General features: G+C 48.7%; 14 protein-coding genes. 2 read left to right on the forward strand and 12 right to left on the reverse strand.

From position 1 onward, the window contains the following. Positions 1 to 232: 232 nt before the first annotated feature. Positions 233 to 1,657, forward strand: coding sequence for a M20 family peptidase (locus RF679_RS17515; RefSeq protein WP_373921702.1), 1,425 nt, complete (start codon positions 233 to 235; stop codon positions 1,655 to 1,657). 20 nt (positions 1,658 to 1,677) lie between these two features. Here the strand turns inward: RF679_RS17515 and RF679_RS17520 are convergent, their stop codons facing one another. The 8 genes from RF679_RS17520 to RF679_RS17555 form a co-directional block, all read right to left on the reverse strand. Continuing rightward, positions 1,678 to 2,865, reverse strand: coding sequence for a pyridoxal phosphate-dependent aminotransferase (locus RF679_RS17520; protein ID WP_309481916.1), 1,188 nt, complete (start codon positions 2,863 to 2,865; stop codon positions 1,678 to 1,680). 218 nt (positions 2,866 to 3,083) lie between these two features. After that, positions 3,084 to 3,719 carry a DUF7010 family protein gene (locus RF679_RS17525; protein ID WP_309481917.1) on the reverse strand — a complete coding sequence of 212 codons (636 nt, stop codon included), beginning with the start codon at positions 3,717 to 3,719 and terminating at the stop codon, positions 3,084 to 3,086. A 216-nt stretch (positions 3,720 to 3,935) separates the two neighbouring features. Beyond that, positions 3,936 to 7,544 (reverse strand): ATP-binding protein, encoded by a 3,609-nt coding sequence (locus tag RF679_RS17530; protein ID WP_309481918.1) that lies wholly within the window; start codon positions 7,542 to 7,544, stop codon positions 3,936 to 3,938. A gap of 322 nt (positions 7,545 to 7,866) precedes the next feature. Further along, positions 7,867 to 8,133, reverse strand: coding sequence for a DUF2845 domain-containing protein (locus RF679_RS17535; protein WP_373921703.1), 267 nt, complete (start codon positions 8,131 to 8,133; stop codon positions 7,867 to 7,869). Positions 8,134 to 8,324: 191 nt separating this feature from the next. Further along, positions 8,325 to 9,710 carry an amino acid permease gene (locus RF679_RS17540; RefSeq protein ID WP_309481920.1) on the reverse strand — a complete coding sequence of 462 codons (1,386 nt, stop codon included), beginning with the start codon at positions 9,708 to 9,710 and terminating at the stop codon, positions 8,325 to 8,327. Positions 9,711 to 9,994: 284 nt separating this feature from the next. Then, complete coding sequence (locus RF679_RS17545; protein WP_309481921.1) at positions 9,995 to 12,055, reverse strand: esterase-like activity of phytase family protein; 2,061 nt, start codon at positions 12,053 to 12,055, stop codon at positions 9,995 to 9,997. Between the two features lie 467 nt (positions 12,056 to 12,522). After that, on the reverse strand, positions 12,523 to 13,044 hold the full coding sequence (locus RF679_RS17550; RefSeq protein ID WP_309481922.1) for a PH domain-containing protein: 522 nt from the start codon (positions 13,042 to 13,044) through the stop codon (positions 12,523 to 12,525). Positions 13,045 to 13,137: 93 nt separating this feature from the next. After that, the gene (locus RF679_RS17555) at positions 13,138 to 18,240 is read right to left on the reverse strand and encodes an alpha-2-macroglobulin family protein (protein ID WP_309481923.1); all 5,103 of its coding nucleotides are present in this window, start codon (positions 18,238 to 18,240) and stop codon (positions 13,138 to 13,140) included. 447 nt (positions 18,241 to 18,687) lie between these two features. Between RF679_RS17555 and RF679_RS17560 the strand changes: the two genes are divergently transcribed. Beyond that, positions 18,688 to 21,285 (forward strand): TonB-dependent receptor plug domain-containing protein, encoded by a 2,598-nt coding sequence (locus tag RF679_RS17560; protein WP_309481924.1) that lies wholly within the window; start codon positions 18,688 to 18,690, stop codon positions 21,283 to 21,285. Between the two features lie 113 nt (positions 21,286 to 21,398). Here the strand turns inward: RF679_RS17560 and RF679_RS17565 are convergent, their stop codons facing one another. The 4 genes from RF679_RS17565 to RF679_RS17580 all read right to left on the reverse strand — a co-directional run bounded on the left by RF679_RS17565 (position 21,399) and on the right by RF679_RS17580 (position 24,463). After that, positions 21,399 to 22,208, reverse strand: a complete 810-nt coding sequence (locus RF679_RS17565) for a helical backbone metal receptor (RefSeq protein ID WP_309481925.1) — start codon at positions 22,206 to 22,208, stop codon at positions 21,399 to 21,401. A 20-nt stretch (positions 22,209 to 22,228) separates the two neighbouring features. Continuing rightward, complete coding sequence (locus tag RF679_RS17570) at positions 22,229 to 23,008, reverse strand: SDR family oxidoreductase (RefSeq protein ID WP_309481926.1); 780 nt, start codon at positions 23,006 to 23,008, stop codon at positions 22,229 to 22,231. 92 nt (positions 23,009 to 23,100) lie between these two features. Then, positions 23,101 to 23,847 (reverse strand): thiol:disulfide interchange protein DsbA/DsbL, encoded by a 747-nt coding sequence (locus RF679_RS17575; RefSeq protein ID WP_309481927.1) that lies wholly within the window; start codon positions 23,845 to 23,847, stop codon positions 23,101 to 23,103. Between the two features lie 37 nt (positions 23,848 to 23,884). After that, on the reverse strand, positions 23,885 to 24,463 hold the full coding sequence (locus RF679_RS17580; protein WP_309481928.1) for an SPOR domain-containing protein: 579 nt from the start codon (positions 24,461 to 24,463) through the stop codon (positions 23,885 to 23,887). Positions 24,464 to 24,518: the final 55 nt, after the last annotated feature.

Genomic DNA, 24,518 nt, shown 5'->3' on the forward strand with positions numbered 1-24,518 from the left:
CCTTACAGATCTATTTCATTGTAAGCTAAATAGTCACCGCTGGTGAATGCCTTTGATGGTGACTGCATTTTTGGTGACTGCCTTTGTTGGCGAAATCCCTTGTGCTGCCACATCATTGATTTTCAGACCACTTTCTTATCCTATGCGCCCACTATCCAAGTTCAAATCTCGCTTCACATTGATACTCCTAGCGCTGCTTGGGATTCTTATTTTGTTGGTGCTCGCAGTCTTGATGAATACTGCGCGCCAAGTTTCAAAACAAACAAAAGCGCAAGCGGTGGCGCCAATCTCAATCGACGAGAACGGTGTTTTGAACAATCTGAGCCAGTCGATTCAATTTGCCACTGTCTCTTCTGCTGAAGATGCGAATCTGAATGCAGAGGAATTTCGGCGTCTACATCAATTATTTCGACGCGCTTTTCCAAACGTTTATCAACGCGCTCATGAAGAAATCATCGGCAATCTCAGCATCTTACTGACCATCCCCGGCACACAAGCCGATGCGCAACCAATCCTTCTGTTAGCCCATCAAGATGTTGTGCCGATTGCGCCAGGAACCGAAGCGGCATGGACCTATCCACCCTTTTCTGGTGCGATCAAGGATCAATTTGTGTGGGGACGAGGCGCATGGGATAACAAGTCCAACCTCATGGCGCAGCTCGAGGCTTTGGAATTATTGTTAAAGTCAGGCTTCCAAAATCAGCGCACGATTTATCTCGCTTTCGGAGCTGACGAGGAGGTGCAAGGCCTACGGGGCGCAGCACAGATTGCATCGATGCTCAAACAGCGCCAGATCCGCTTACATAGCGTATTGGATGAAGGACTATTGATTACCCATGGCATGCTACCCGGTCTCGATGCGCCGGCAGCGCTGATTGGCGTCGCAGAAAAAGGTTATTTGAGTGTGGAGATCACGGTGAAAGCGGTACCAGGCCATTCGTCCATGCCCCCCAATCCGGGTCAAAGCGCGATTGCTAAACTTGGTAAAGTCATCAGCTATATTGATCAACATCCACGACCACTGCAAATCGCTGGCGTCGCGCGTGAATTATTCAACACGGTAGGCCCGGAGATGCAGGGCTTGAATAAATATGCTCTGACCAACCTATGGCTACTTCGGCCAGTGGTCGAAGCACAACTACGCAGCAGTGACGCTAGCCGCGCTTTGCTTCAGAGCACAACCGCACTGACGATAGTGCAAGCGGGGAACAAAGAAAATGTTTTGCCAGGACAAGCACAAGCCATCGTCAACTATAGGCTTTTGCCGGGCGACAGTAGCTCGGCAGTCGTCGCGGATCTGAAGACTGCCATCGGCACACTGTTGAGCGAAGCGGAATTTAGCGTGCGCGCTTTACCGAATGCAGTCGAAGCCTCGCGTATCAGTTCTCATCGAAGTCTACCGTATCAAATTTTACAGCAATCGATCAAAGACATCTTTCCAGAGGTCGTAACTGCACCGGGTCTGATGTTGGGTGCAACCGATTCGATTAAATTTGAAGAACTCAGTGATCACATCTACAAGTTCTCGCCCGTACATGCAAACGATCGAGATCTACAACGATTTCATGGTACCGATGAGCGTGTCTCGGTCAGCAACTATTTGGACATGATACGCTTTTATTATTTGTATTTGAGCCGCGCCAGCCGACTCGAATAATCCAAACACAAAGGCTTAACTTAGGCACGCGCTCGCCACGTTCTGAGACCGCGTTCAATTCTTTGCAAAGCCTCTTGTAAGCGCGGAATCGACTGTGTGTAGGCGAATCTGACATGGGCTTGTGCACGATGTCGGCCAAAATCTAGGCCTGGTGTAAAGGCGACATGTTCGGTCTCTAAAAAATGCTGACAGAAAGCGTAGGCGTCCGGTGTGTCCGGGCAAAGTTCACTGATATCTGCATACAGATAAAAGGCACCTTCTGGCTCAACTTCAATCTTGAATCCTAGTTGGCGAAGGGCTGGTAACAGAAAATCACGGCGTGCCGCAAACTCCGCACGGCGTTGTTCGAAAATGACCTGACTCTCTTCCGTAAAACACGCCAACGCCGCCACCTGCGCAATACTCGAGGCGCTAATGTAGAGATTTTGCGCCAACTTTTCTAACTCTGGAATGGCACTTTCTGGTGCTACCAACCAGCCCAAGCGCCATCCCGTCATACCGAAATATTTCGAAAAACTATTCAATACGAAGGCATTTGAATCGACCTCTAAAACGCTGCTCGCATCAAGACCATAAGTCAGTCCGTGATAGATCTCGTCGACCACCAAGTGCCCTTGTTGACGTCTTACCGCATCAGCGATAGCAGCGAGTTCTGCTCGGCTCAAAACGGTGCCAGTTGGATTCGCAGGCGAAGCCACTAAAGCACCAACGCTGTCCGCATTCCAATGACCAGCGATCAGTTCTGGCGTTAATTGATAGCGTTCATGCGCCCCTACCGGAACCAACTGGGCAGAGGCTTCAATTAAACGTAGAAAATGGCGGTTACACGGATAGCCGGGATCTGCCATCAACCAATGCTTACCCGCTTCGACCAACAAACTGGTGGTCAGTAACAAGGCGCCTGAACCGCCTGGGGTGATCATAATTCGATTCGGATTGATCTGAACCTGATAACGTTTTTCATAGAAAGCAGCGATCGCTTCTCGTAATTCGGGCAGACCACGGGCTGCGGTATAGCGAGTCTTGCCCGCCCCTAAAGCAGCTTGCCCAGCGGCGACAATCGGCGCCGCCGTCGTGAAATCAGGTTCGCCGATTTCAAGGTGGATAATGTCATGCCCTTGTGCTTGTAACTCGTTCGCCCGGGCTAACAAGGCCATGACATGGAAAGGTTCTATTGCGGCACTACGTTGACTATAAGCAGGTGGCATACGATTTGAGTTTGAGCTTCACTAGAAATACACAAATCATCGTCGATTCAGATCGACGGCGATCATAAGGATTGAAATCGCAAGAAGGGTCACAAATAAACTCTATTGTGCAGCTTGCCAATAAACTGCAGTGTACTGGCAAGCACCTTGTTTGTGAAATACGCAAAGCTGATGCCGGTATCGCTTTTCATGATGTCGACCGACGCTGTAGTTGATATTTAAGCCAGCACCACGTGATCAAGCGATGCCTCCGTCTGCTGCGTATTCATGCGTTTCCAGCGCAGTTCCAAGGCAAAGATACTGACCAAATAAATCGTCACCACGATTACAGGTTGGAGTACAAAACTATGTTCAGGAGCGACTAACCACGCCAAGGTGCACAACACGGTTCGTGCGATCGCATGGAAGTATCCCACCCAGTGCTGCATCAAAACCCCCATAGGTAGCCACATAATGCCAGTCAATACAGCCACAGCGAACGGCAAGGCGCGATAGTTTTGCATGAAGAATGGCAGCGCGATTGCATACACCAAGAAGCTCATCCCGACCGTACTGAGTAAAACTGTATCGAAAAAATTGCGTTGTTGTTTTGCTTGAAATTTCAAACGTTCACCAGTCAACTTCGCTAAGCCCATCGCGAGATAAACGATGCTTCCAGTCCCGACAAAAGTCGCCAATACTTGCGTTTGCGGCGTTGCAAACAAACCGAAAAATATGAGGGCGAACCAGACTAGGCAACCGGCCAATGGCATTGCCAAAAATCGACGCTGGCGGAACGAAGCGAGCTGCTGGTCTAAACTGACATGATGAGAATTGTTCACGGCTTGAGTTTGAACGGGAGCGGAAACTGGCATTTTGATTCTCCTTGAGCGTGATTGGATTCAATAAGCTAGTCTGAATAAACAAGTCAAAATAAGTTCGCCAACTCAGCTTATTGCGTATGAGGAGTATCATGCCAGCCTTGTTTAATCAGGCCCAGTAGCACTTGTCATGACTTTACATGACAAGTGTCATATCAAAAAAACTGAAAGAAAATCAGCAGATGCGGGTCTAAAAGACAGATCCGCTAATCATGTGACGCGTGTATCCTGTTCTAACAGCACAATCACTTCATCAAATTCATATTGCGCCAAATGTTGGTCGATGCGGCCTAGGGTTGCTGCTGGCAGAGCCCGCATAAAAACATGGCGGTGTTCTTCATAAAACTGCGTGCAATCACCACTATAAGAAGCCAAAAGTTCTTTCAATTCTGCCAGACGCGCTACGATAGTTTCCGGTTTGATGTCTTCATGCTGATCGCTCGGCGTAATAGAAGTTTGATGTACCGGTAAAAATCGCTGCAGCTCAAGCAGGACTTGATTCAGCGATTGATGCAAGCGCTCTGCATGCACATGCACATCTTGCCAATTGTCTTTATCTTGTTTGTACATATGCAACGACAATTCCAATTGCACCGCATCGGCTTGAACCTGCTTGGCGCCAATGCTGCCGGCAAGCCCTTTCAGCGTATGCACTAACATTAAGGACTTATCGAGTTCTTCCACTTCGATCGCTTGCTTGATCTGATGCGCGGTTTGTGTCTGGCCAGAGCCAAAATTGGCAAGTACTTTCAGATACAAATCGCGCTTACCCATCATCTGGCTCAAGCCCTGATTGGTGTCGATATGACGCAGGCTGGTGAAGTCCAAGGTCTTTTCACCGGTCACATCGTAAACAGCGCGTTCTTCTTGCACAGAGTGCGTATGATGCGTCACCGCCTTATGTTCTAACCAACGCGCCAACATCGTAAATAATGCATTCGGTTGCACTGGCTTCGGTAGGAAATCTTGCATGCCTTCGTCCATACAACGCTGCCGTACATCCGCCATTGCATGCGCTGTCATCGCAATCACGGGCACATGGTGTAGGCGATCTTGAGCCCGAATTTGGCGGGTCGCTTGATGACCGTCCATACCCGGCATTTCGAGGTCCATCAAGACCAAGTCATAGGTTTCTGGTGTCGCCGCAGAGAGTTTATCAAGAGCTTCTTGACCTCCACTCGCGACTTCAACTTGAATCCCAACTGTATCGAGTAATTCAACCGCAATTTGCTGATTGATTTCATTATCTTCCACCAGTAACACCAGCGTATTCGCGTAGTGATTTTTCGAAGTTGAAATCGTGCGCCCCATCGCCAACAAATTCGCTTCCGTGCAAACATTACATGGCACCGTGAACTCGAAACATGAGCCAGCCCCATAGGTACTACTGACACTAATCTCACCGCCTAAAAGTTCGACCAATTGACGTGAGATCGAGAGCCCCAAGCCAGTGCCACCAAACTTACGACTGGTCGAGCTATCTGCTTGGGTGAATGCCGAGAACAACTTCTCGATTTGATCTTGCGTCATCCCGATCCCGGTGTCGCTAATCGCAAAGCGCAATAACACGGGTAATCCGGCTTGTTCGGGACCTGGGCTGAGATTTTCCAAACTTATTTGGACACTACCTCGCTCAGTGAATTTGATCGCATTGTTGACGAGATTCACCAAAATTTGTCCAAGACGCATCGCATCGCCGACAAGATACCGTGGCACATCAGCTGGCAGGTCGATTTCTAAATGTAGTCCCTTTTCATGCGCCTTTTGAATTGTGACGGTTTGCACATGTCCCAATACATCATCGAGCGAGAACGGACTAAAGTCGACTTCCATCTTGCCGGCTTCAATTTTGGAGAAATCCAAGATGCTATTGACGATGCCGAGTAGTGAGTTACCGGCATCATGTATCTTATCGAGATAATCCCGTTGCTTTGCGGTGAGCTCCGTTCTGAGTGTCAAATAGGCGAGTCCGATAATCGCGTTCATGGGCGTGCGAATTTCATGGCTCATGTTTGCCAAAAACGAGCTCTTCGCTTCGTTGGCTAATTCCGCCATCTCACGCGCATGCAATTCCGCAGCGACTTTTTCCGCTAAAATTTGTTGATGGCTACGTTGGGCTTCGGCTTGCAAATCCTGATCTAAGGAATCCGCTGCGCGACGAATAGAACGAACCTCATCGGGACGATATTGATTGAAGTCTGGCTTGTTACCAATGAGGAGCAAACCGGTCAACTGACCGCGATGCGTGAAAGGAACCAACAACGCGCTTTCACCAGCAATCGCTTGCATTGCTTGAGGCAGGCGTCCCGTCAGCATCCGTGCTAATTCACCACCCAAGGCACTAATTTTTTGCGGAGCCTCTTCTAGATCACCAGCAATCCGATTGCAATAACCTTCATGGCAAGTGTAGATGACCACCTTAGCACCACCCGTGTAGGCTTTGAGCGCATGCAAGTAATGAGCTGCTAATTCATCTTGCCCTATCATATTGGCCGCATTTGCGACGGCAATTTGTAAGGCTTCTTCTTGAGCACGCCATTTCGGATACAGCCAAGTGCGCACCAAGCGCTCGGCGATACGCTGCAAAGGCGGAAATAAGGCAATCAGAACAGCACCACAAGCCACATCAAAACAGAGCGTTTTCCAGCGCGCATCCAGAGTGAATAAAGGCGCAATCACTAGCTGCATTCCTGTCGCACTGAGAGATATCCCGATCGCGATCAGGCTGTACACACTGAATCGATTAATCGCAAAACTGAAATCAAACAAGCGATTGCGTAAAAGCGCAAAACCGAGCCCACAGTAGGCAACAAAAATCACGAAGGAGTTGAAGAACTCAAAATAGACAACTGCCCGCTCTTCGAACATGATTCTGAACAGATTATGGAACATATAAATCGTATATATGTTCCCCATGCAGAAACCGATCCATGCCAATCGTTGACGTGTGATGCCGGCACTCGCACGCCACGACAGTATTAAGGCTCCCAAAGACAACAGCACCGACGCAATCGCCGAGCAGCGCCGCCACACCAATAAATTAATCTGCTCACGTATTTCGAAAGGCAGCCAACCTATACGCACTAAGATGTAGGCAATGGTATAGCTCGCAAAGAGCGCGACGTAGACATAGAAGCCATAGCGTACCCAAGCTTTATCCCAGTGACGTCGGCCTTCCGGAAAGATGAGGCAAAAATACGTGAAGTAGACGTAACCAACGAAAACTTCGATTGGAAACACATAAACAGCGAGGAAGTCTTGCAATGGTCCGCAAGGCAAGTAAGAAATAAAAGTGTCGGGAACAATCGCCAGCATGGCCACTGACAAGATCCGCATTGGCACACTCGCAGCATGTTTCCACGCCAGCATACCAATAATGAAAAGTACAATGTAGCTCGTGGCAAATTGTACTAAGCTAATTGCCTGCCAAACCTCAGCTTGTTTGAGCAACTTAGGGACGGGCTGAATCTCAAGATACTCAGGCTGAGGCTTACCAGCAGGATCTTGGCGGAACAGATAAATACCAATTCTATCGTCGACCGCAAACAAGCGCCCTTCATCGCCAGGATGTTCGAAGACAATCCGGTCGCCTTCTTTGACGCCATAAGGGAGTAATGGCGAACGAGCGTTGATGCCCTCCACCGGTAAGCGGTAGTCGCGGTCGGCACTGGCCAAAACTAAGCCAAGCTCACCAGCAACCCCAGGGCCCGCCGCACGTTGCCAATGCAGGCTGCCCCAAATATTCAAGCTACCAAAGAACAGCACGAGGCTGAACATGAGGATGCGAAATTGTTGGTTCGATAGCGAGGGTATTTTCATGCCGTCTTAGCGTCAGAGAAATAAGGTTCGTGACACCGATGGATACCCGCCTTCTTGGTCGACGAGGTGCCCTTGGTCTGAACACGTTTCCTGCATGACTAGAATTGATCGACATTCAAGCTTCTTTGAATATCATTCACTCTAGCTAAAACGTTTATTTTAATTGCTCGCCTTTGTTTTCTTTGTATCCCTCCGGAAAAATTGTCAAAAATCACTTTCCGGTTGGCGTTAGATTGCTTTTTTAACTATTTTCTGTGCCGCCCACACAACGCCCTATCTCCATTTCGAGAAATCGCGTTGCAAGATCGTCGGGAGTCCTCATTCATCGGCCATAGCCTAAATCACTAATTTCTTTGATCCGCCCTTCTTCTATCACCACGCGTTGCATAAATTGATTCGGACCAAAGTTATAAATCCATTCCTCGATGGTGGTCTCAATTTCACGCTCAACTTCCACCACTTGGTTCGGCAAATTTTGAGGGTAGACTCCCGGCAAAGGCCGCTGTTTGACACGCACCGTACGACGCTCGATACGGGAACTTGCACTGGCCGGAGCGCCACATCGTTGTGACAGCTCTAACTTATGCATACCGACTTCAATAACATATGAATTACATCGAAAACTACCGGCATATGCTGGAGAAGCGCTCATCCAAAGTCCGCACATAGCACTGCAGAGAACGACAAAGCGAGTGGAAAGGAGTTTATTCAAAGTCATGATCATCATTTGAGAAAGTCATTATCTCTTCGCAACGAGCGCTACCTCGAATTGGTTGACCATCAATCGGCACGGCGATACCAAATCCAATAAATCAGACTGAGCAATAAAAGAAATGGCACACCGGTAGCCAAGCTCAAGTAAAACTCTTGCGTCCATAAAGTGGTCAACATCAGAGCCAACATCAAACCAGCCCCGAGCAAACTCGAGTACGGGAAACCCCACATCTTAAAAGCCAGCGCGGGGGCATTAATCCGTGCACGATAACGACGAAAACACCAATGCGTCACAAAGATCATGAACCAAGCAAACATGGCTCCAAACATGGAGATCGCCATCATGTACACAAATGACGATTGCGGATACAAGACGCTGACCAAGGCGGCTAAAGCAATCCCGCCGCAAGATGCAAACAAGGCCAGCATCGGCACTCCCTGCGCGTTCAATTTGCCTAACAGCGGCGAGGCGAATCCACCGCGCGACAAGCTAAACAACATCCGTGTTGCTGAATAGAGTTGACTATTCATGGCCGATAGCGCGGCGATCAAAATCACAAAATTCATAATGCCCGCCGCGCCCGGAATTGCCGCCGCTTCCATCGCACTCACAAAGGGACTCTTACCCTGCCCAGCTTGGTTCCAAGGCAGAATCGCCAAAACTAAAATCAAGGTCAGCCCATAAAACAAAATCAGACGTACCAAAGCCGAACGAAAGGCACCGGTAATCGCGGCCTGTGGATCTTGTGCCTCGCCTGCCGCGACTGCAATCATTTCTATGCTGAGATAACTGAACAAGGCGACGATAACAGCAAGCCACATACCGCTCCAGCCTTTGGGGAAGAAGCCACCAAATTGCACATAATTATGAAAGCCGATTGCGCCATTGACCGGCGCGTTCCACAACATCCAAGCACCGGTAGCGATGAAGACGACAATCGCGAATACTTTGATACTCGAGAAAAAATACTCCAAACTACCAAACAAATGCACGCTCACTGCATTAACAAGAATCAGCAAGGCCGAGAACAAGGAAATCCACCACCATGCTGGCGTTCCAGGGAACCAATACTGCATATACAGCGCGATGGCAGTGACCTCGGTCCCGATCACCAGCACATTGGCGGCCCAATAGGCATAGCGCACTAAGAAGCCTGCTAAGGGACTGACGTAATGCTCAGCAAAGGCACCGAAGGAGCCTGAAGTAGGATGCGCCACCGTCATCTCAGCCAAACAGCCAACCAAAAGCAAAGCGATAACGGCACCTATTGCGTAACTGATCAACACGCTTGGTCCTGCAAAACTGATCGCAAAGCCACTACCCAAAAACAAACCCGTACCTATCGCACCACCAATCGCTAGCATCGTCATTTGTCTTTGACTCAAGCTGCGCTGCAGGCCTTGCTCACGTGCTTGAATTTGTTCGAAGTCTTTGATCGAAGGCTTGGTCATACAGGTCCTTGTTTTAACTAGACGAATCTTTATGCGCTGCTAGACAAATCTCACAAAATAGGTCAGAGCAGCATCTCTCGAAGCAACGCAAGTCTAATTCTGAGCCAAAAAAAACGCCAGACCTCTGGCGAGACCTGGCGGTGAAGTAAGGGAATCACACAACAATGAACTGCGTCTTAGGATTCAAAACAACAGTTCGTGGACAACTCAGAACAAATAAGACCTACAAAGAACTAAGAACCAAGAAAATAGAACAAACAAGGAAGCAATAAGACTATCCGTGATTAAGGCACCATCAAGTCACTCAATTTCTTGGCGAATTTAATGATCCACAAACGGTTTGGACGTTCAAGATCTGAACCGCGCGCAACTCTTGCCGTGTTACCGAGGCTACATCCGCTCGCATTTGCTGTCGTTTGTATCGCGCCATTAGCGTCGACTGTGCACTTGGTGATATCAGCACCGTCGATCACACTACCATTCGCGCTTTGTACGATAGATTTCAAACCGAAATCATCATCATTCACCAAGGCCAAAGTGTAATCGTCGACAAGCGCAAGACCTTCTGCTTTTTCTGCCATCCACGCAGCGGCGTTCAAATCAAATAACACAGTTTTCTTTAGAGGAATCACATTTGCATAGTTCGCGGCATTCACTGCCACGCCACTCATACTGCTCTTCTCTAAATCCGTACCTAAAGCCGCAATGTCCGTCGCATCAGCTGGAATTTGTACCAGCATCAGACGATTGAATACTTTGCCATCAACACCGGCTCCTTGTTCGATCACGATGAATTTACCATTACCGAGCGACACCACATCACCCAGTTTGGCATTGCCGGTTTTACCACTAGCGTACATACGGCTATCGATGGGATAAGCGTATAACTTTGATTTTTCAGTGTTCGGATCAAACTCCACCCAACGCGTGAATTTAGCGTAATCCTTGATGCTTTCGCTGGTCGCGGCGTTCGCTCCTGGCACAAGATAACTTGCTTTACCATCATCAAGCGGGCTTTGAATAAAGCCATGCAATTTTCCGCTGGCAACTTCAAGCGACAAACCTTCCATACCGCGATTGGCACGACGTTTAGCCAATACAGCAGGCAAATCAGCGGCACCACTACCCGGCTGATACTTCTTCAAAATAACGCCCGTGTTGATATCGATCTTCAAGATGAATGGTCCATATTCATCCGATACCCACAGCACATTGCGGGCTTTGTCGAACACCACCGATTCCGTATCGAGACCATAGTCACTAAAAAGAGCTTTAGAGCTAGTTTCGTAGCGCGCAGCGTCGGTTAAAGGAACTTCGCCAGACGCGCCGACTTTGCCACTCGCAATTGACAAACCACTGGCAGGAATGCTGCTGGAAAATTTAATCGGCATGCTTGATTTCAATACAGCACCTTGCTTACCGACGCTAATGATACCGATAGATGGAACGAAGCTCGGCGCAGGAAAGAATTTCCCATCACTGGTTCCACTCGCACCCGGCGTTACACTGCTATTCGGCACTTTCGGACCATCACCATTGGGGCCGCGATCCGTAATGCCGTAGAACTCCAATGAACCATCCGCCGCCACACCTTTAAAACTCAAGCCTGAGCCATAAGAAGGTAAGAATCCATTAGGAAAATCTTTCTTGATCGCTTCGACACTACCTTCATAAGGAATGTAAAAAGACGGCGCGGCTTGAATTTGATAACGTGTAATGCTCGCCGCTACCGAGCCTAGGGCATTGGTCTGCGAGACAGATTCAATAAAGGGAGTACCGATCTGCGACGCCAAGGTATTCTCAAAGTGCTCTTTCGCCAAAGCGCGTCGATCACTATCGACCGTTCTTGTTTGGTAAGCTGCAGGCAAGCGCGCTTGCACTGCACTCATAGCCAGATTGAAGTTAGAGCTAGCGGCCGAAAAATCCATGCTTTGTGCAGCTAACGCAGTCTTCACACTACTTTCGATTTGAATACCGTTCGAAGGATCATTATCTTGGTCGAGTAACTGCAAGAACATCAGACGATTGATGACGGCATCATCACGATGATTGCTACTGCTGGCGAGCTGCAAAGGGCTCAAGACGCTTGCGCATCCTGCACTACCTAGGTTGATTCCGCCAACCGCGAAATTCACTGTATCTCCAGTGTTGCAGACAAATCCGCCAATATTGGAAGTACTGCCCTTGATGCCATTTGCGTTGTAGTCCAAACCTTCTACGGCAGAGTCTAAAAAAACGCCGAGCACAGGTTGAGCTTTAGGGGTAGACGTATCACTCGAGCCACAGCCCGTCAGAGCAGCGACTGCACTAGCGATTGCGATTCCAGAAAATAAAGTGTTCTTCATGATCTCAAGACAGCGAGTTTAAAAGCCGTCAATGTAGCCATGCAAAATGACAGCTTGATGACCACAAGCCAAGATCAAGAAATTATGCTACCTTGCTATAAAGTGTAATCATCCAGCCGGAAAAATCGACATGAACACAAGCTGCCCTCATTGTCAGCAAGCACTCAGTAGAAAAGACTTATTCATGCGAGCAAAAATTGTTTGCTCGCATTGTCAACAACTGTCTTGCTATGGAAATTTCTGGCAATGGCTCGCTGCAGCTGTGAGCGCGCTGGCAATCACACTGATAAGCCTTGTTGGGCTTCAGCAGTTTGGCGGCATTTGGGTATTGATGCTGTCAGTGACTCTTGGACTCTGTGCGCTTGGTGTGGCCATGATCTTCTTCCTCAGGCCCGTGCCATATAAAGCCGCTTCTTGGCTAAACAAGGTCAAGTAGAGCGAAGCTGGCGAAGCTAAAAAGCGATCGCTTATTCGGATTTCATTCTTTCACAAATCGTATCAAGGCGCTGCAAGATCTCACGCAAGAGCACGGTATTTTGATCGACATTCGTTGGCTGCCCATGTGCATGCTTCAAACGCTCACGTCGTTCCAAAATCTGCTGACGAAATTCATGTGCATCGATCAATCCCACTAAACGCATATCGTGCGCTTGACCCGCACTTTGACCTGCGGTCTCGAAGCGCAAGATACTCAAGTTAAACATCTTCAACAGCGGGCCTTCGACAAAAGTCACGTCTTGAATATTTTCCAGTGGGATGGTCTTTTCAACTTGAAACAAAATTCCCTTGCGGAAGCGCAGCGAATTCTCACTCAATTCACATTCGAGCTTATCGAAATAATGACGCGCCCACCATTGGCCGACGCCGCATAACCAAATGATGGCAAAGGGAATGCCAATCACGGTGATGGCGAAGATTGCTGCACCATAGGCGACCAGATAAGGACGAATCAGAGGATTGAAACTCGCTTTTATATTCGTAGAGCTCATAGGATGTGAAGTGAGGGGAAAATCATCAAAAACGAAGCAGACCGAAAATCGATTTCGATCTGCTCCACGCACACAGTTAATTTTTACCGCAGCTTATTTGCTCCCACGCGGATCCACAATCGTGATCGGCTCCGGAGCTACACCATAAGCGCGGATATCGGGGCGATACATATCTTCAGCATAGGTCGCTGGCACACGGAAACGACCAGGCGTCACCACGCGCAACATGTAGAACAACTGTATCGTATCGCCATTCAATTTCACAGCCGCGACATAGCGATCATCGCGATACTCTTGATGCTTAATGCGACTATCGTTGATGGCATTGCCGACGTTAACTTTATCAATCGTAAATTCGCCGGCTTGTGGACCTTGCGAGAGGTTCATGTTTTCGACTTCAAGGCCAGCCGGAATATGATCGATAATCATGGCGTCTTCAATCACTTGTTTCGCCTTCGCTGTGACACGAACGATCAACATATCGCCGACCTTCAAACTACCACCACTCCATGGCTTGCCAGCGACCGTAAACCATTTACGTTCGAGGCTGATCTTATCGCTACTTGCCACCGGAGCTTTGCTTGGGAAGCCAGCCGCTTCAACTTCCAACCACAAGGCATTCGTACCCTTGTTTTCAATCGTGATGCCTTTGCTGGCGAGACTAGGATCAAAGCTACGGCTCTCGGTGTTTTTCGAGGTCAGCGTCGTACTACCATCGACCGTCTTCACAATCGCCTCCCATGGATCGGTCACGGTACCGCCCGCTGCACGCGCTGCCAAGAACAAGGCGATACGTTCCTGCGTCGAATAATACCAACGTGGCTTCGCTAAACGCTCCGACAAATTCACCAAGAGTGTCTCGCGTTGTGGATGGCTGATCTTGTGGCGCAACATCAAGGCGTAAGACATCGCTTGATCACGGACTGCCGTACCATAATCACCCAGCCAATCCCATTCCCAGTCGGTACGAATACCGTAGGGACGCGTCATCGCTTCATTGAAGGCGACATCAGCACGTTTTTGGTCACCCATCAACTGTAATGCCAAACCGAGATGCATCAAAGGCAAAGGTGATTTGGCGCGATCGCGGTAACTATCGTGCAGCAAACGCAAAGAAGCGAGTGAGGCTTTTTGATCACGCGCCAACATGTAGCCAATGTGCGCTAACTCGGCGAAACGTTGATGGCTATTGCGGATCAAATCATAGTCGCGCCAATCATAGTGGCCGTTCGCGTCCGGCTTCACCGCCGCTGGCAATGGCGAGAATTGATTCGCAGCACCGTTGAGTTTATCGGTCATCCATTTTTGGGCTCGCTTGTTCATTTCCTCAGGCACATTGAATCCAGCTTCGCGTGCGTCGGCCAAGAAGCTAGTGACATACGGCGTCAACCACGCTTCATACGAACCATCGGTGCCATTCCATAAGCGGAAGCCACCTTCAGCCCCTTGCATACCAGCGATACGCGCAATCGCTCCTTCAATAAACTTGGCGCGCTGTTCACGCGTATGCGGTTTCAAACCGACCGCTTTGGCGCTTTCTTCATCGATAAACACATGCGGATAAGCGGCGCTGGTGGTTTGTTCTAAACATCCGTAAGGATAATCCAGCAAGCCTTGCACAATGCTCCGCACGTTGAGAGGTGGACGATTCGACATTGCCACACTGAGCGTTGCAGAACCCTTATAGAATCGTTCGACCAAGGCAGCGTCAATCTTTTGCGTCGCACCTGGTTCGATGCGAATCCGACGTGCATCTTGCTCGCGGGCGACTGGCGGCTGAATCTGCAATGCAAATTCGCGATGGATCACCACCGGTTTTGCCCCCGCTGTTTTGACATCTAAACTAATGCGCGATAAACCATAGGCTTCGGTTGGCTCCACATTGAAACGTAAAATCGAACGCTGCTTGTTCGCCAGCTTCAGACTACGGTCACCCTCACTAATTTTCAGCAATTTATCTGCCGACAATTTGACGCTAATGGCCTGTTCACCGGGCATCATATTCGTCACATCAAGCGCCAAGGTCGACACATCGCCAGGACCAATGAAACGTGGCATCGCGATTTCGGCGACAATCGGCGCACTGACCACGACTTCTTTCTCACTACTGCCATAGGCTTCTTCGGTCGACGCCACCGCCATCAAACGCAGAGTGCCGTTGAAGTCAGGAATATTCAGCGGGATATCCGCTTCGCCTTTGTCATTGAGTTGAATCGGGCCCGAAAACAGATCCACCAATTTCACTTTTTTCGGCATGCTCTTAGTGTCGCGTTTTCCTGCATCACCACCCCATTTGATTCTACCGATGGTGCCATCTAAACGCTCAATCAATTTGCCGTACAAATCACTGAGTTCAGCACCGAAACGATGTTTGCCAAAGAAGAAGTCGAATGGGTCTGGCGTTTTGAAATTAGTGATATTGAGGATACCCACATCGACTGCGGACACAGTCACCATGGCCTTCTTACCGCCGGCATTATCAATCTTGATTTTCGCGACCATGCGCTTCTCTGGTTCGACTTGATTTGGCGCATTGATCGCGACTTTCAGCTTGCGGGACTCGCGTGCCAAAGGCAGCCACGTCAAACCAACCGCACGCGCTGGCGTTACCTTATCGCCTTGACTACCAGGACGGAAAACGACCGTCGAGATATACATGTCCGAGCGATTCCATGCTTTGTCAATCGGTACAGTGACAGTGGTGCCGCTTGTACTGACTGAGACCCGCTTACTCCACAAAACCTTATCGGCTTCCACCAAGACCAAAGCCTCGCCATCATGCGGTGGAACGATCTTCAATTTGACATCGTTACCAGGTTTCGCTGGTGCGCCTTCCAATTGCAAACGGACGCGATCAGGACGATTGCCAACGCTCTCCGCATCCTGCGCATTCCAGCCTGCATAGAAGCGATAGCGCATCACTAAATTCGTTTCCGGATCAGTCACCTCTAAGCGATAAGTGCCCCAGTTCACCGGCACGGTTAACTTGGCGCGATTCTTCAATTCAATCGCCCCAGAATGGATAGTCTCTTCGGCTTCAGAGTAGCCGGAATGCCAGCCGCGACCCGCATCATAACGCCAGTAATATTGACGATCTTCGCGCACCAGACGGAACGGTGCTTGTTTTAAGGTCTGGAACTTTCCATCAGACGAAACGCGAATCACATCAAACTCAGCCAAACTACCTTCGCGTGCGACATCGCTATCGAAAGCCGGACGAACCGCAATCAAACTTGAGGCAGGCCACCAACTACGTTCGACAGAACGCACCACTGGGCGTCCGCCGGACTCCAAGAGACTGAACGATGCGCGTACCTTCAAAGGCGATTTAGCGTTGCCAGTGAACGGTACGTCGACATCAGCTTTTCCGCTATCGTCGAGCGAGGTCTCTTCCAATTCAGCACGGCTCTTATTGGCATCATCGGCGAAATCACCAAAGATAAATCCCGGCCATTCTTTGCTCAAAGGATTACGGCTACGCTCTTGCGCCACACTGCCCAACAAACGGTTACCCGCCGCTGGTGCGCCATACAGATAATCCCCTTGGACGGCGACACTGAAACTCTCATTTTTCTTCAGTGGTGTAGTCTCAGTTTTCAGATTGAGCTTCATACGCTCAGGTAAAAATTCCTCAACTTGGAAGCTATAGATGGCATCAGGGCGTTTCGCCGCTGGATCGGCTTTAAACTCCAAACTCCAACGTCCAGTATCGGCATCCAAAGGTAAGTCGATGTGATCTTGCAGGTAACCAGGTGTCTTCGGATTCGGCTGCCACACACTCGATGTCACCACATCGCCACTCGGCTTTTTCAATTCGACTTTAATCGGTGTCGGTGGTAAGGCGACGCCTTCAGCGCTACGCGTCATCAAGGACGCGACGAACTTTTCGCCGGGTCGATACAGATCACGACCAGACCAGGCAAACAACTTCGCATCACGCGGCAAATAACCACCGATATCGAACTCAGCCAAATCCAAACCAGGCTCTTGCAACGCGATCATCGACAATTCGTTACCACGGCGTGCAAGCAAGAGTCGTGCATTCGCCGGCAAACCGGGCAATACGCCATGGCCATCACCATCCGTTTTGCCCCGATGTAGCACCTTTCCTTCATCACCTAAAACTTCAAGCTCAATACCGCCTTGTGCTTTACCCTCTCTCAAGGAAGTCGTGAAGACGTCCGTCTGCTTTACTTGACGACGCACGTGCAAGCCAATATCACTGACATAGAAATACGTGACTTGGTAATCGTATTCATAGAACCCCGGGCGACGCATCACTGCGACATAAATACCCGGCTCTTTGAGTTCTTTGATTTTTTCGACCGGTAAAAAACTCACCTTGCGACTATTCGGGACTTCGTTCGTGATAAAGCGGTTCTGGTAGACGCTTTCCGAAATGCCTTGCAACGCATTGAGTTGCCAACCAGAGGTTTGGCCTTTGAACTTGTTCCGGCTACTGTAATAGTCGTAATAATAGTCCCCTTCACCATCGGACTCGACTTCCTCGCCATCACCTTCTTCATCACTACTTTGTTTGCGAGGTTTGCCGATCACCATCTCCATAAACTTCGGCATCTTCTCAGGTGCAATACGCAGGAATTCAACATCGACCTCTGGGATATTGACTGTTACCACCGGTAAACCGCCATTCAAACCCGCTGGCAGTACCGTACCTTTGCTGGCGAAGAAATACGACGGCGCCATCTCATCACTCATGACGTCACAGCTATGCGCTTGAGACAACTTCTTGTTTTGCTCGGAAGCGATCTCGGCACTCAATTTGATTTGATACTGGTGTCCCGCTTTCACATAAGGGAACAGCAAGACGTGCGGATTATCTGAAACGATCCAACCGCCTTTCACCGCCTCCGATTTCGCGTTAGCGTTCGCGGAAGCACTCTTACTTGCCTTTGCTTTCGGATCACCGAGGTCACTCACCTCAATCAGCTTATCCAAAGCGAGATCGGTGTTAACGCTGTCTGAGAACATCACTGCCAAAGCAGGCTTGTCATCGTGCAAGCGGGCGCTGCAGCTCGACACCATAAATGGCCCATCTGGGTTGCTAACCACGGCATCACCACCGGCCGCTCGCCGAGAATGCTGTTTCTTATACCACCAAGTTCCGCCCGCAGCCGCTGCAACTGCCGCAGAAAGTAGAACAATGCTGAGCGTTTTTTTCGATATTGCCGGCATGACGACCCCATTTACAAAGTTCGAGGGATGAATTATTTATGAAAATTTATTTCCAATATATTGTGGCAATTTTCATAATTTTAATATTCAAAGTAAGAGCCTAAGGAAATTGTCCAATTTCGCCTAGAGTAACCACTTTTTATTTTCAAAGTAGCACGACTATATCACTGCAAACTAGGAACAACACATGTTTTCCAAACAATATTTGGATGCTCGGAATATGTATCGACATAAACCACTTTTGTAAGCAAAGATTCTCTATTGCAATAATTCTACTTAAAAACAACAAGGTTTTCGTGAATGTTGCAGCGTCTCAACGGTGTCAGGTAGTATCAATCGACCTCAAGGAGTGGGTCTTGAGGGAATACCAGTTTGTATCTTAGTAGTCTTCACCATGCGCTATGCATTCCCCAGATCGTAACGCAACGAAAAAAAGAGAGAAAGAACATGAACAAGAGAGCATTGGATTCACAAGCGAAGAAAAACATCTTCGCTAAGAACGCAGTACAAGTAGCAATCGTCTTATTGGCAACCGGTGGCACAGCCTTCGCACAAGACACTCAAGAAAAGAAAAAGGCAGACGAGGTTCAAACCGTCACAATTAGTTCGACCGGTACCCGTGGTTCTAACCGCACCGTGATCGACACGCCAGTACCAGTTGATATGATCGCTTCCAGCGAATTGACAAAATCCGCTCAAGTGTCCCTCGACAAAGCATTGCAATTCCGCGTTCCATCCTTCAACACGGTTCAAACACCAGTCAATGATGCGACTTCCTTACTCGACCCATATGAAATTCGTAACATGGGCCCAAGCCGCGCACTGATCTTGATCAACGGCAAACGCAAAAACATGAGCGCGTTGGTCTATACACAAACATCTCCAGGTCGCGGTGAGAGTGGTGCCGACATTTCCGCGATTCCACAAGATGCGATCAAGCGTATTGAAGTTTTGCGTGACGGTGCATCCGCACAATACGGTTCTGACGCTATCGCCGGTGTGGTCAATATTATTTTGAAAGACAACCCAGAGGGCGGTAGCGTCACTGGTCGTCTCGGCGTTACAGACAAGGGTGACGGCAAATCTGAAATTTTTAGCTGGAATCAAGGCTTCGCATTAGGCGATCGCGGCTTCGTCAATTTCACAGTCGACTACTCTCACAATGCTTTGGCGAACCGTCCAGGCATTTTGTCCGTTGATGATGAAGTGAATTACTGGGGTGCTGATCGCGCACAAGTTACAAGTTTCCTCGCGAAGCGTCCTGATGGTGGCAACGTGAACGGTTCGCCAGACACACGTGCACAAAAATTCTTAGTTAACGGCCGTTTCGATCTTGATGGTGGCGCCAACATTTACGCGAATGCTGCCTACGTCAACAAGAAAATCGACAGTTACGCAAACTATCGTAATCCATACTGGCGTCCAACTGACTACGGTTTGTTGCATCCAGCCGGTTCAGCATACGAAGGTTATGTGCCAACTTTCTTAGGTGACCTGAAAGACTACAACGGCACCATTGGTACTAAGTTCGATGCAGCTGGTTGGGACTCCGATGTGAGCTTGACTTTCGGTGGCAATGAACAGATGTACCGAGTAACAAACTCAGTCAATCGCGCCGTTGAAGAAAAATTCCTCCAGGGCATAGTTTTGCCAGAACACGGTCAAACACGTTTCGATGCGGGTGGTTCTAAGTTCTCGCACATCGTTTTGAATGCTGACTTCTCAAAAGAAATTTCTAAGGGTGTTAATGCTTACTTCGGTACAGAAATTCGCTCTGAAAAGTATTCTTTGATCGCTGGTGATCGCGGTTCTTACCTCTACTCCGGTGCCGATTCTTATGCAGGTAACGCACCTGCTACCTATGTTCAAGACGGCGTTACTAAGCGTGGTCAAGCTGGTGACTGGACTCGCTCGAACTATGGTATCTACGGTGGTAGCATCATTGACGTTAGCAAAGACTTCGTGGTCGACGCAACGGCTCGCTACGAAAAATATAGCGACTTCGGCAATGCTGTGATCGGTAAATTGAGTGGCAAACTCAAGGTTAACGAAGAACTGACATTGCGCAGCTCTATTTCCTCTGGTTTCCGTGCGCCATCCTTGGCTCAGATTTACACCGAGAAAAATCAATACTCCTTCTCTGGCGGTACGATTTTGGTGACAGGTATTTTGAACAACGTCTCCGCTGACGCTGAAAAACTCGGCATCGCCAAATTGAAAGCAGAAAAATCGACAAACTTCACTTTGGGCTTGGGTTACAAACCAACTCCAGATACAAGCTTGACGGTCGACTACTACAATATTTCGATGAAAGATCGTATTGTTTTGGGTTCTGTGTTAGGACCAACAGGCAATGCGAACCAAGCGATCGATCAAGTCTTGAAAGCGCGTGAATGGGTTGGTTTGAGCTTCTTCGCGAACGCACTTGATAGCAAAACTTCTGGTATCGATTACGTTTTCAATCAACGTAATATCAAGATGGGTGATGTGAAATTTGGCTTCAACTTGTCTGGTAACTACACAATCGAAAACGAACGTGACGGCGCCGTGAAAAATCCAAGTGGTATCGCGAATGCTGGCAAGTCAGTTCTCGATGCCACACAGGAAGCTTTGATCTTCACATCACGTCCAAAATTCAAAACTATTATCGGTATCGATGCTGACTTCGACAAGTTCAATGTCTCCTTGAACAATACCGTATTCGGACCAACCAAGTTCCATAATGCGGATTTGAGCGATACTAACAATTTGGAAGTGGCGTTCAAAACGAAAACATTGACAGATTTGGCGATCAACTACCAACTCGACAAGAATCTGACATTGGCGTTCAACGTGAATAATATGTTCAACGTTACTCCATCTTGGAAACTCCAAGCTGTGAATGACGTTGCAAAAGGTCAAGCTATCATCAATGATCCAGCTAAGTTGAAAAACGAATGGCAGAACCTGACATTCAATGGTCGCTATCCTATGGTGACTTATGATGGTTCTCACTTCAGCCAATTGGGGCGCATGTATCAATTGTCTTTGAACTACCGCTTCTAATCGGTCTGAACAAGACTCAATAGGGCATGCGGGTGAATCGCCCGCACCAACAAAAAAGGCCGCAATTTCGATTGCGGCCTTTTTTCTTTTTGAATGCGTTGTGAACGTTTTGATTATGGCGCTTTGAGTCGCTTCAGGTAGCGGAGTCCAGGGATTACCCGACTACCATACCATGACAACATTTCACCATCCACCAGCACGACTGGCTTCGCCAGCTTCACACTCAAAGCATTGGCATCCGCTTGCGTGAAGCTATAAGGTTCAGTCGATAACAAGATCAGATCGACTTGGTTCAAGTCAATCTGCTCCCATTCAAAACTTGGGTAACGTCGCAAATCAGAAGGAACACCGCACTGCTGCCATCCTCGCAATGCCAACATCTGCGCGATATAGGTATCACGACTGACCGTCATCCACGGGTCGCGCCAAATACCATACATCACCCGCAACGACTCATGTGCACTTGTTTGCTCAAAACCATCCAATGCTTGTTGCAATTGATCGCATAAGACCAAAGCGCGTTCACGTTGACGGAAAATAGTACCCAAGAGGCGAAAGAGGTGAAGATTATCGCGTGGATGATTGGGATGGGTGACGATGATATGCGGAATAAACTCAGCCAAAACATCGACAGTAGGTTTCTCATTTTCATCGATGTTAACAATCAAATGTGTCGGTTCTAATTTCCGAATTTTCTCAACATTGACATCTTTGGTTCCGCCTACTTTCGGAATCGACTGCACCACACTTTTCGGGTGAATACAAAAGCCTGTTCTGCCAACAATCCAACGTGCGAGACCCAGCTCGCATAACAGCTCGGTGATCGATGGAACTAAACACACAATGCGCGGCGTCGAAATAGGATCGACTTGGCGATGCACAGCTCCCACCGAATCCATCAAATCATTGTCGAAATTTGTCATCGTCGCTCTCACAGGGTCGACTATAACTTGAGGTTGCGCGACTTGCGCGGCGCTTTGGAAAACGCAAAGTCATACAAGAAGTTCGGTAGGCTACGCAATAGCTTAGCGACGATTCCCATTTGCCATGGAATCACCCGATAAGTATGACCAGATTCAATCGCCTTCCTCGCCTTCTTAGCAAATTTCTCGACTGGCATCAGAAATGGCATCGCGTAGTCATTCACCTGTGTCATGGGTGTGTCGATATAACCCGGTGCGATGGTCACCACCCGTACACCACTCTGCTGCAGTTCAACTCGCAGCGATTCACAATAACTAATCACTGCTGCTTTCGAGGCACTGTAAGCGCTCGCGCCCGGTAGCCCACGAATACCGGCTACGCTGGCAATGCCGACCAAGCGGCAGGGCTGATCTTGTGCATTTTTTTTCATGGGTTCGATGAATGGAGCGAAGGTTGCAACCGTCGCGAGGACATTGGTTTCCATCACCCGTCGAAAGACTGGCAGATCTTCGCTTAACTCACTGAGGGTTCCCACCGAGATTCCAGCGCTGGCAATCACCACATGCACAGCACCATACTTCTTCATAAAGTCTTGTGCCGCATCTTGAAGGGCAGCGTGATCGTTAACATCTAAGGCGTAAATCAAGTGGCGCTGTGGTTCGCACATACTAGCTTTAACCGCTTCTAAGGCCTCGTGTCGACGCCCAACCAATGCGACACAGGCACCGTGCTTGGCATACTCAATCGCCAAAGCGGCCCCTAAACCCGATGATGCGCCAGTAATGAACACGTTCTGCATGCTGACATCCTCTTTTGCAAACTTTCTCTACTTTCAAAAAAAATCCGTCACGCAGACGGATTTTCTCTCGCTCTGTGATGTACCAGATCACATCATTTTTTCTTGCTTGTAGCTGGCGTTGCCGGTGTCGACGCAGCCTTGCTTGTGGCAGTGTTCGCCGCTGGCGGGTTCTTCTCGTTATACACTTTCTCAACCAAGTAATCCATTACAGCGAGACCTGGTTTTTGCGAGTTTCCAGGCGCTTTTGCTTTGGCGGAGATTTCGAGAGGTGAGACGATGTACTTGCCCTCGATAATCACGGTAGGAATGCCACTGATCTTATAAGCGGCTTGCAATTGTTTTACGGTCCGCAACTTCCCATCCATCATGAAAGCATTGTTGTACAGCTCAGTAAAACGCTTCTTGTCTAAACCTTGCTTCTCAACGAATTTCATAACCTCCGCATCAGTTGAGAGTCTATTACGATCAATATGAAACGCATTAAATGCTTTCATCTGCAACTCATCTACTTTGCCCATTGCTTCGAGCGTGAAATAGAGTTTTTGTTGAGTTGTGACCTCGTGCAAATCCGAGTGTAATCGTTTCACGACGATACGATCGCCTTGGCGTTTAATCCAATCCTCAAAGTGGGGCTCAAAGGCATTACAACCAGGGCAGAAATAGCCAAAGAATTCCGTGACTTCAACTTTTTTTCCGGTGCTGACTGGCTGCGGTTGATCCGCCACGCGATATTCAACACCGGCCTGCGGAACTCCTTGCGCCAAGGCGCTACTTCCCAAAGTCAACGCGACGGCTATTCCTGCCAAACTTGTCATGATATGACGGCGTTTCAATTGCATGATGTCTCCTCAATACTTCTTTACGTACGATAATGGCCTATTTAGCTGAACGGATAATTGCAGCGTCGATACCGTTCTCTGACAGCTTTGCACGCATTTTGTTCATTGCATCTGCGTGATCATAAGGACCAACTCGAACCCGATGTAATACACCATTGTCACCACTTTTCTCGGTAACACTCGCCTCAACGCCAATCAAAGCCAATTTCGCCCGTGCTGCCTCAGCATCAGCCACTTCTTTATAAGCGCCGATCTGCAAGAAATAGATGAACTTTTCATCTGCGACATCAGTTTTTGCAGGAGCCGAGGCGGCCACGGCTTCTGCTGGTTTCGATGCCGTGCCGAGTTTCGACATCTCGGCCTTACTCGCAGCGACTTCTTTCGCCGCTTGTGCCACAGGTTCCTTATTTCCAAATAAAGGCTTATTCGGGTCTTGCATCTGTGTGACGGAGGCTTCGTTCTTTTCGCCCTTCGCATTTTTATTCATGAATGGCGTCGATGCTTTATTGATGACTAAGGCTACAACGACCGCAATACTTAACCCGACGACCAGTCCCAAAATAAAACCCGTCAAAGTACTTCCGATTTGCTTGCTTTGCGAAACTGAATTACGCATTTTTGTTTCCTATCGAGAAAGACGAACACCAAAGCCCTCTTTCGGCTTCAGCAAA

The organism is Undibacterium cyanobacteriorum, from assembly GCF_031326225.1.
GTDB classification, from domain to species: Bacteria; Pseudomonadota; Gammaproteobacteria; order Burkholderiales; family Burkholderiaceae_D; genus Undibacterium; species Undibacterium cyanobacteriorum.

Excerpts from the sequence above, each read along its gene's own strand:
- RF679_RS17565 (WP_309481925.1), bottom strand. The coding sequence starts at position 22,208 with ATGACAAATTTCGACAATGATTTGATGGATTCGGTGGGAGCTGTGCAT.
- RF679_RS17580 (WP_309481928.1), bottom strand. The coding sequence starts at position 24,463 with ATGCGTAATTCAGTTTCGCAAAGCAAGCAAATCGGAAGTACTTTGACG.
- RF679_RS17520 (WP_309481916.1), bottom strand. The coding sequence starts at position 2,865 with ATGCCACCTGCTTATAGTCAACGTAGTGCCGCAATAGAACCTTTCCAT.
- RF679_RS17555 (WP_309481923.1), bottom strand. The coding sequence starts at position 18,240 with ATGCCGGCAATATCGAAAAAAACGCTCAGCATTGTTCTACTTTCTGCG.
- RF679_RS17550 (WP_309481922.1), bottom strand. The coding sequence starts at position 13,044 with ATGAGCTCTACGAATATAAAAGCGAGTTTCAATCCTCTGATTCGTCCT.
- RF679_RS17560 (WP_309481924.1), top strand. The coding sequence starts at position 18,688 with ATGAACAAGAGAGCATTGGATTCACAAGCGAAGAAAAACATCTTCGCT.
- RF679_RS17545 (WP_309481921.1), bottom strand. The coding sequence starts at position 12,055 with ATGAAGAACACTTTATTTTCTGGAATCGCAATCGCTAGTGCAGTCGCT.
- RF679_RS17530 (WP_309481918.1), bottom strand. The coding sequence starts at position 7,544 with ATGAAAATACCCTCGCTATCGAACCAACAATTTCGCATCCTCATGTTC.
- RF679_RS17570 (WP_309481926.1), bottom strand. The coding sequence starts at position 23,008 with ATGCAGAACGTGTTCATTACTGGCGCATCATCGGGTTTAGGGGCCGCT.
- RF679_RS17535 (WP_373921703.1), bottom strand. The coding sequence starts at position 8,133 with ATGCATAAGTTAGAGCTGTCACAACGATGTGGCGCTCCGGCCAGTGCA.
- RF679_RS17540 (WP_309481920.1), bottom strand. The coding sequence starts at position 9,710 with ATGACCAAGCCTTCGATCAAAGACTTCGAACAAATTCAAGCACGTGAG.
- RF679_RS17575 (WP_309481927.1), bottom strand. The coding sequence starts at position 23,847 with ATGCAATTGAAACGCCGTCATATCATGACAAGTTTGGCAGGAATAGCC.
- RF679_RS17515 (WP_373921702.1), top strand. The coding sequence starts at position 233 with ATGAATACTGCGCGCCAAGTTTCAAAACAAACAAAAGCGCAAGCGGTG.
- RF679_RS17525 (WP_309481917.1), bottom strand. The coding sequence starts at position 3,719 with ATGCCAGTTTCCGCTCCCGTTCAAACTCAAGCCGTGAACAATTCTCAT.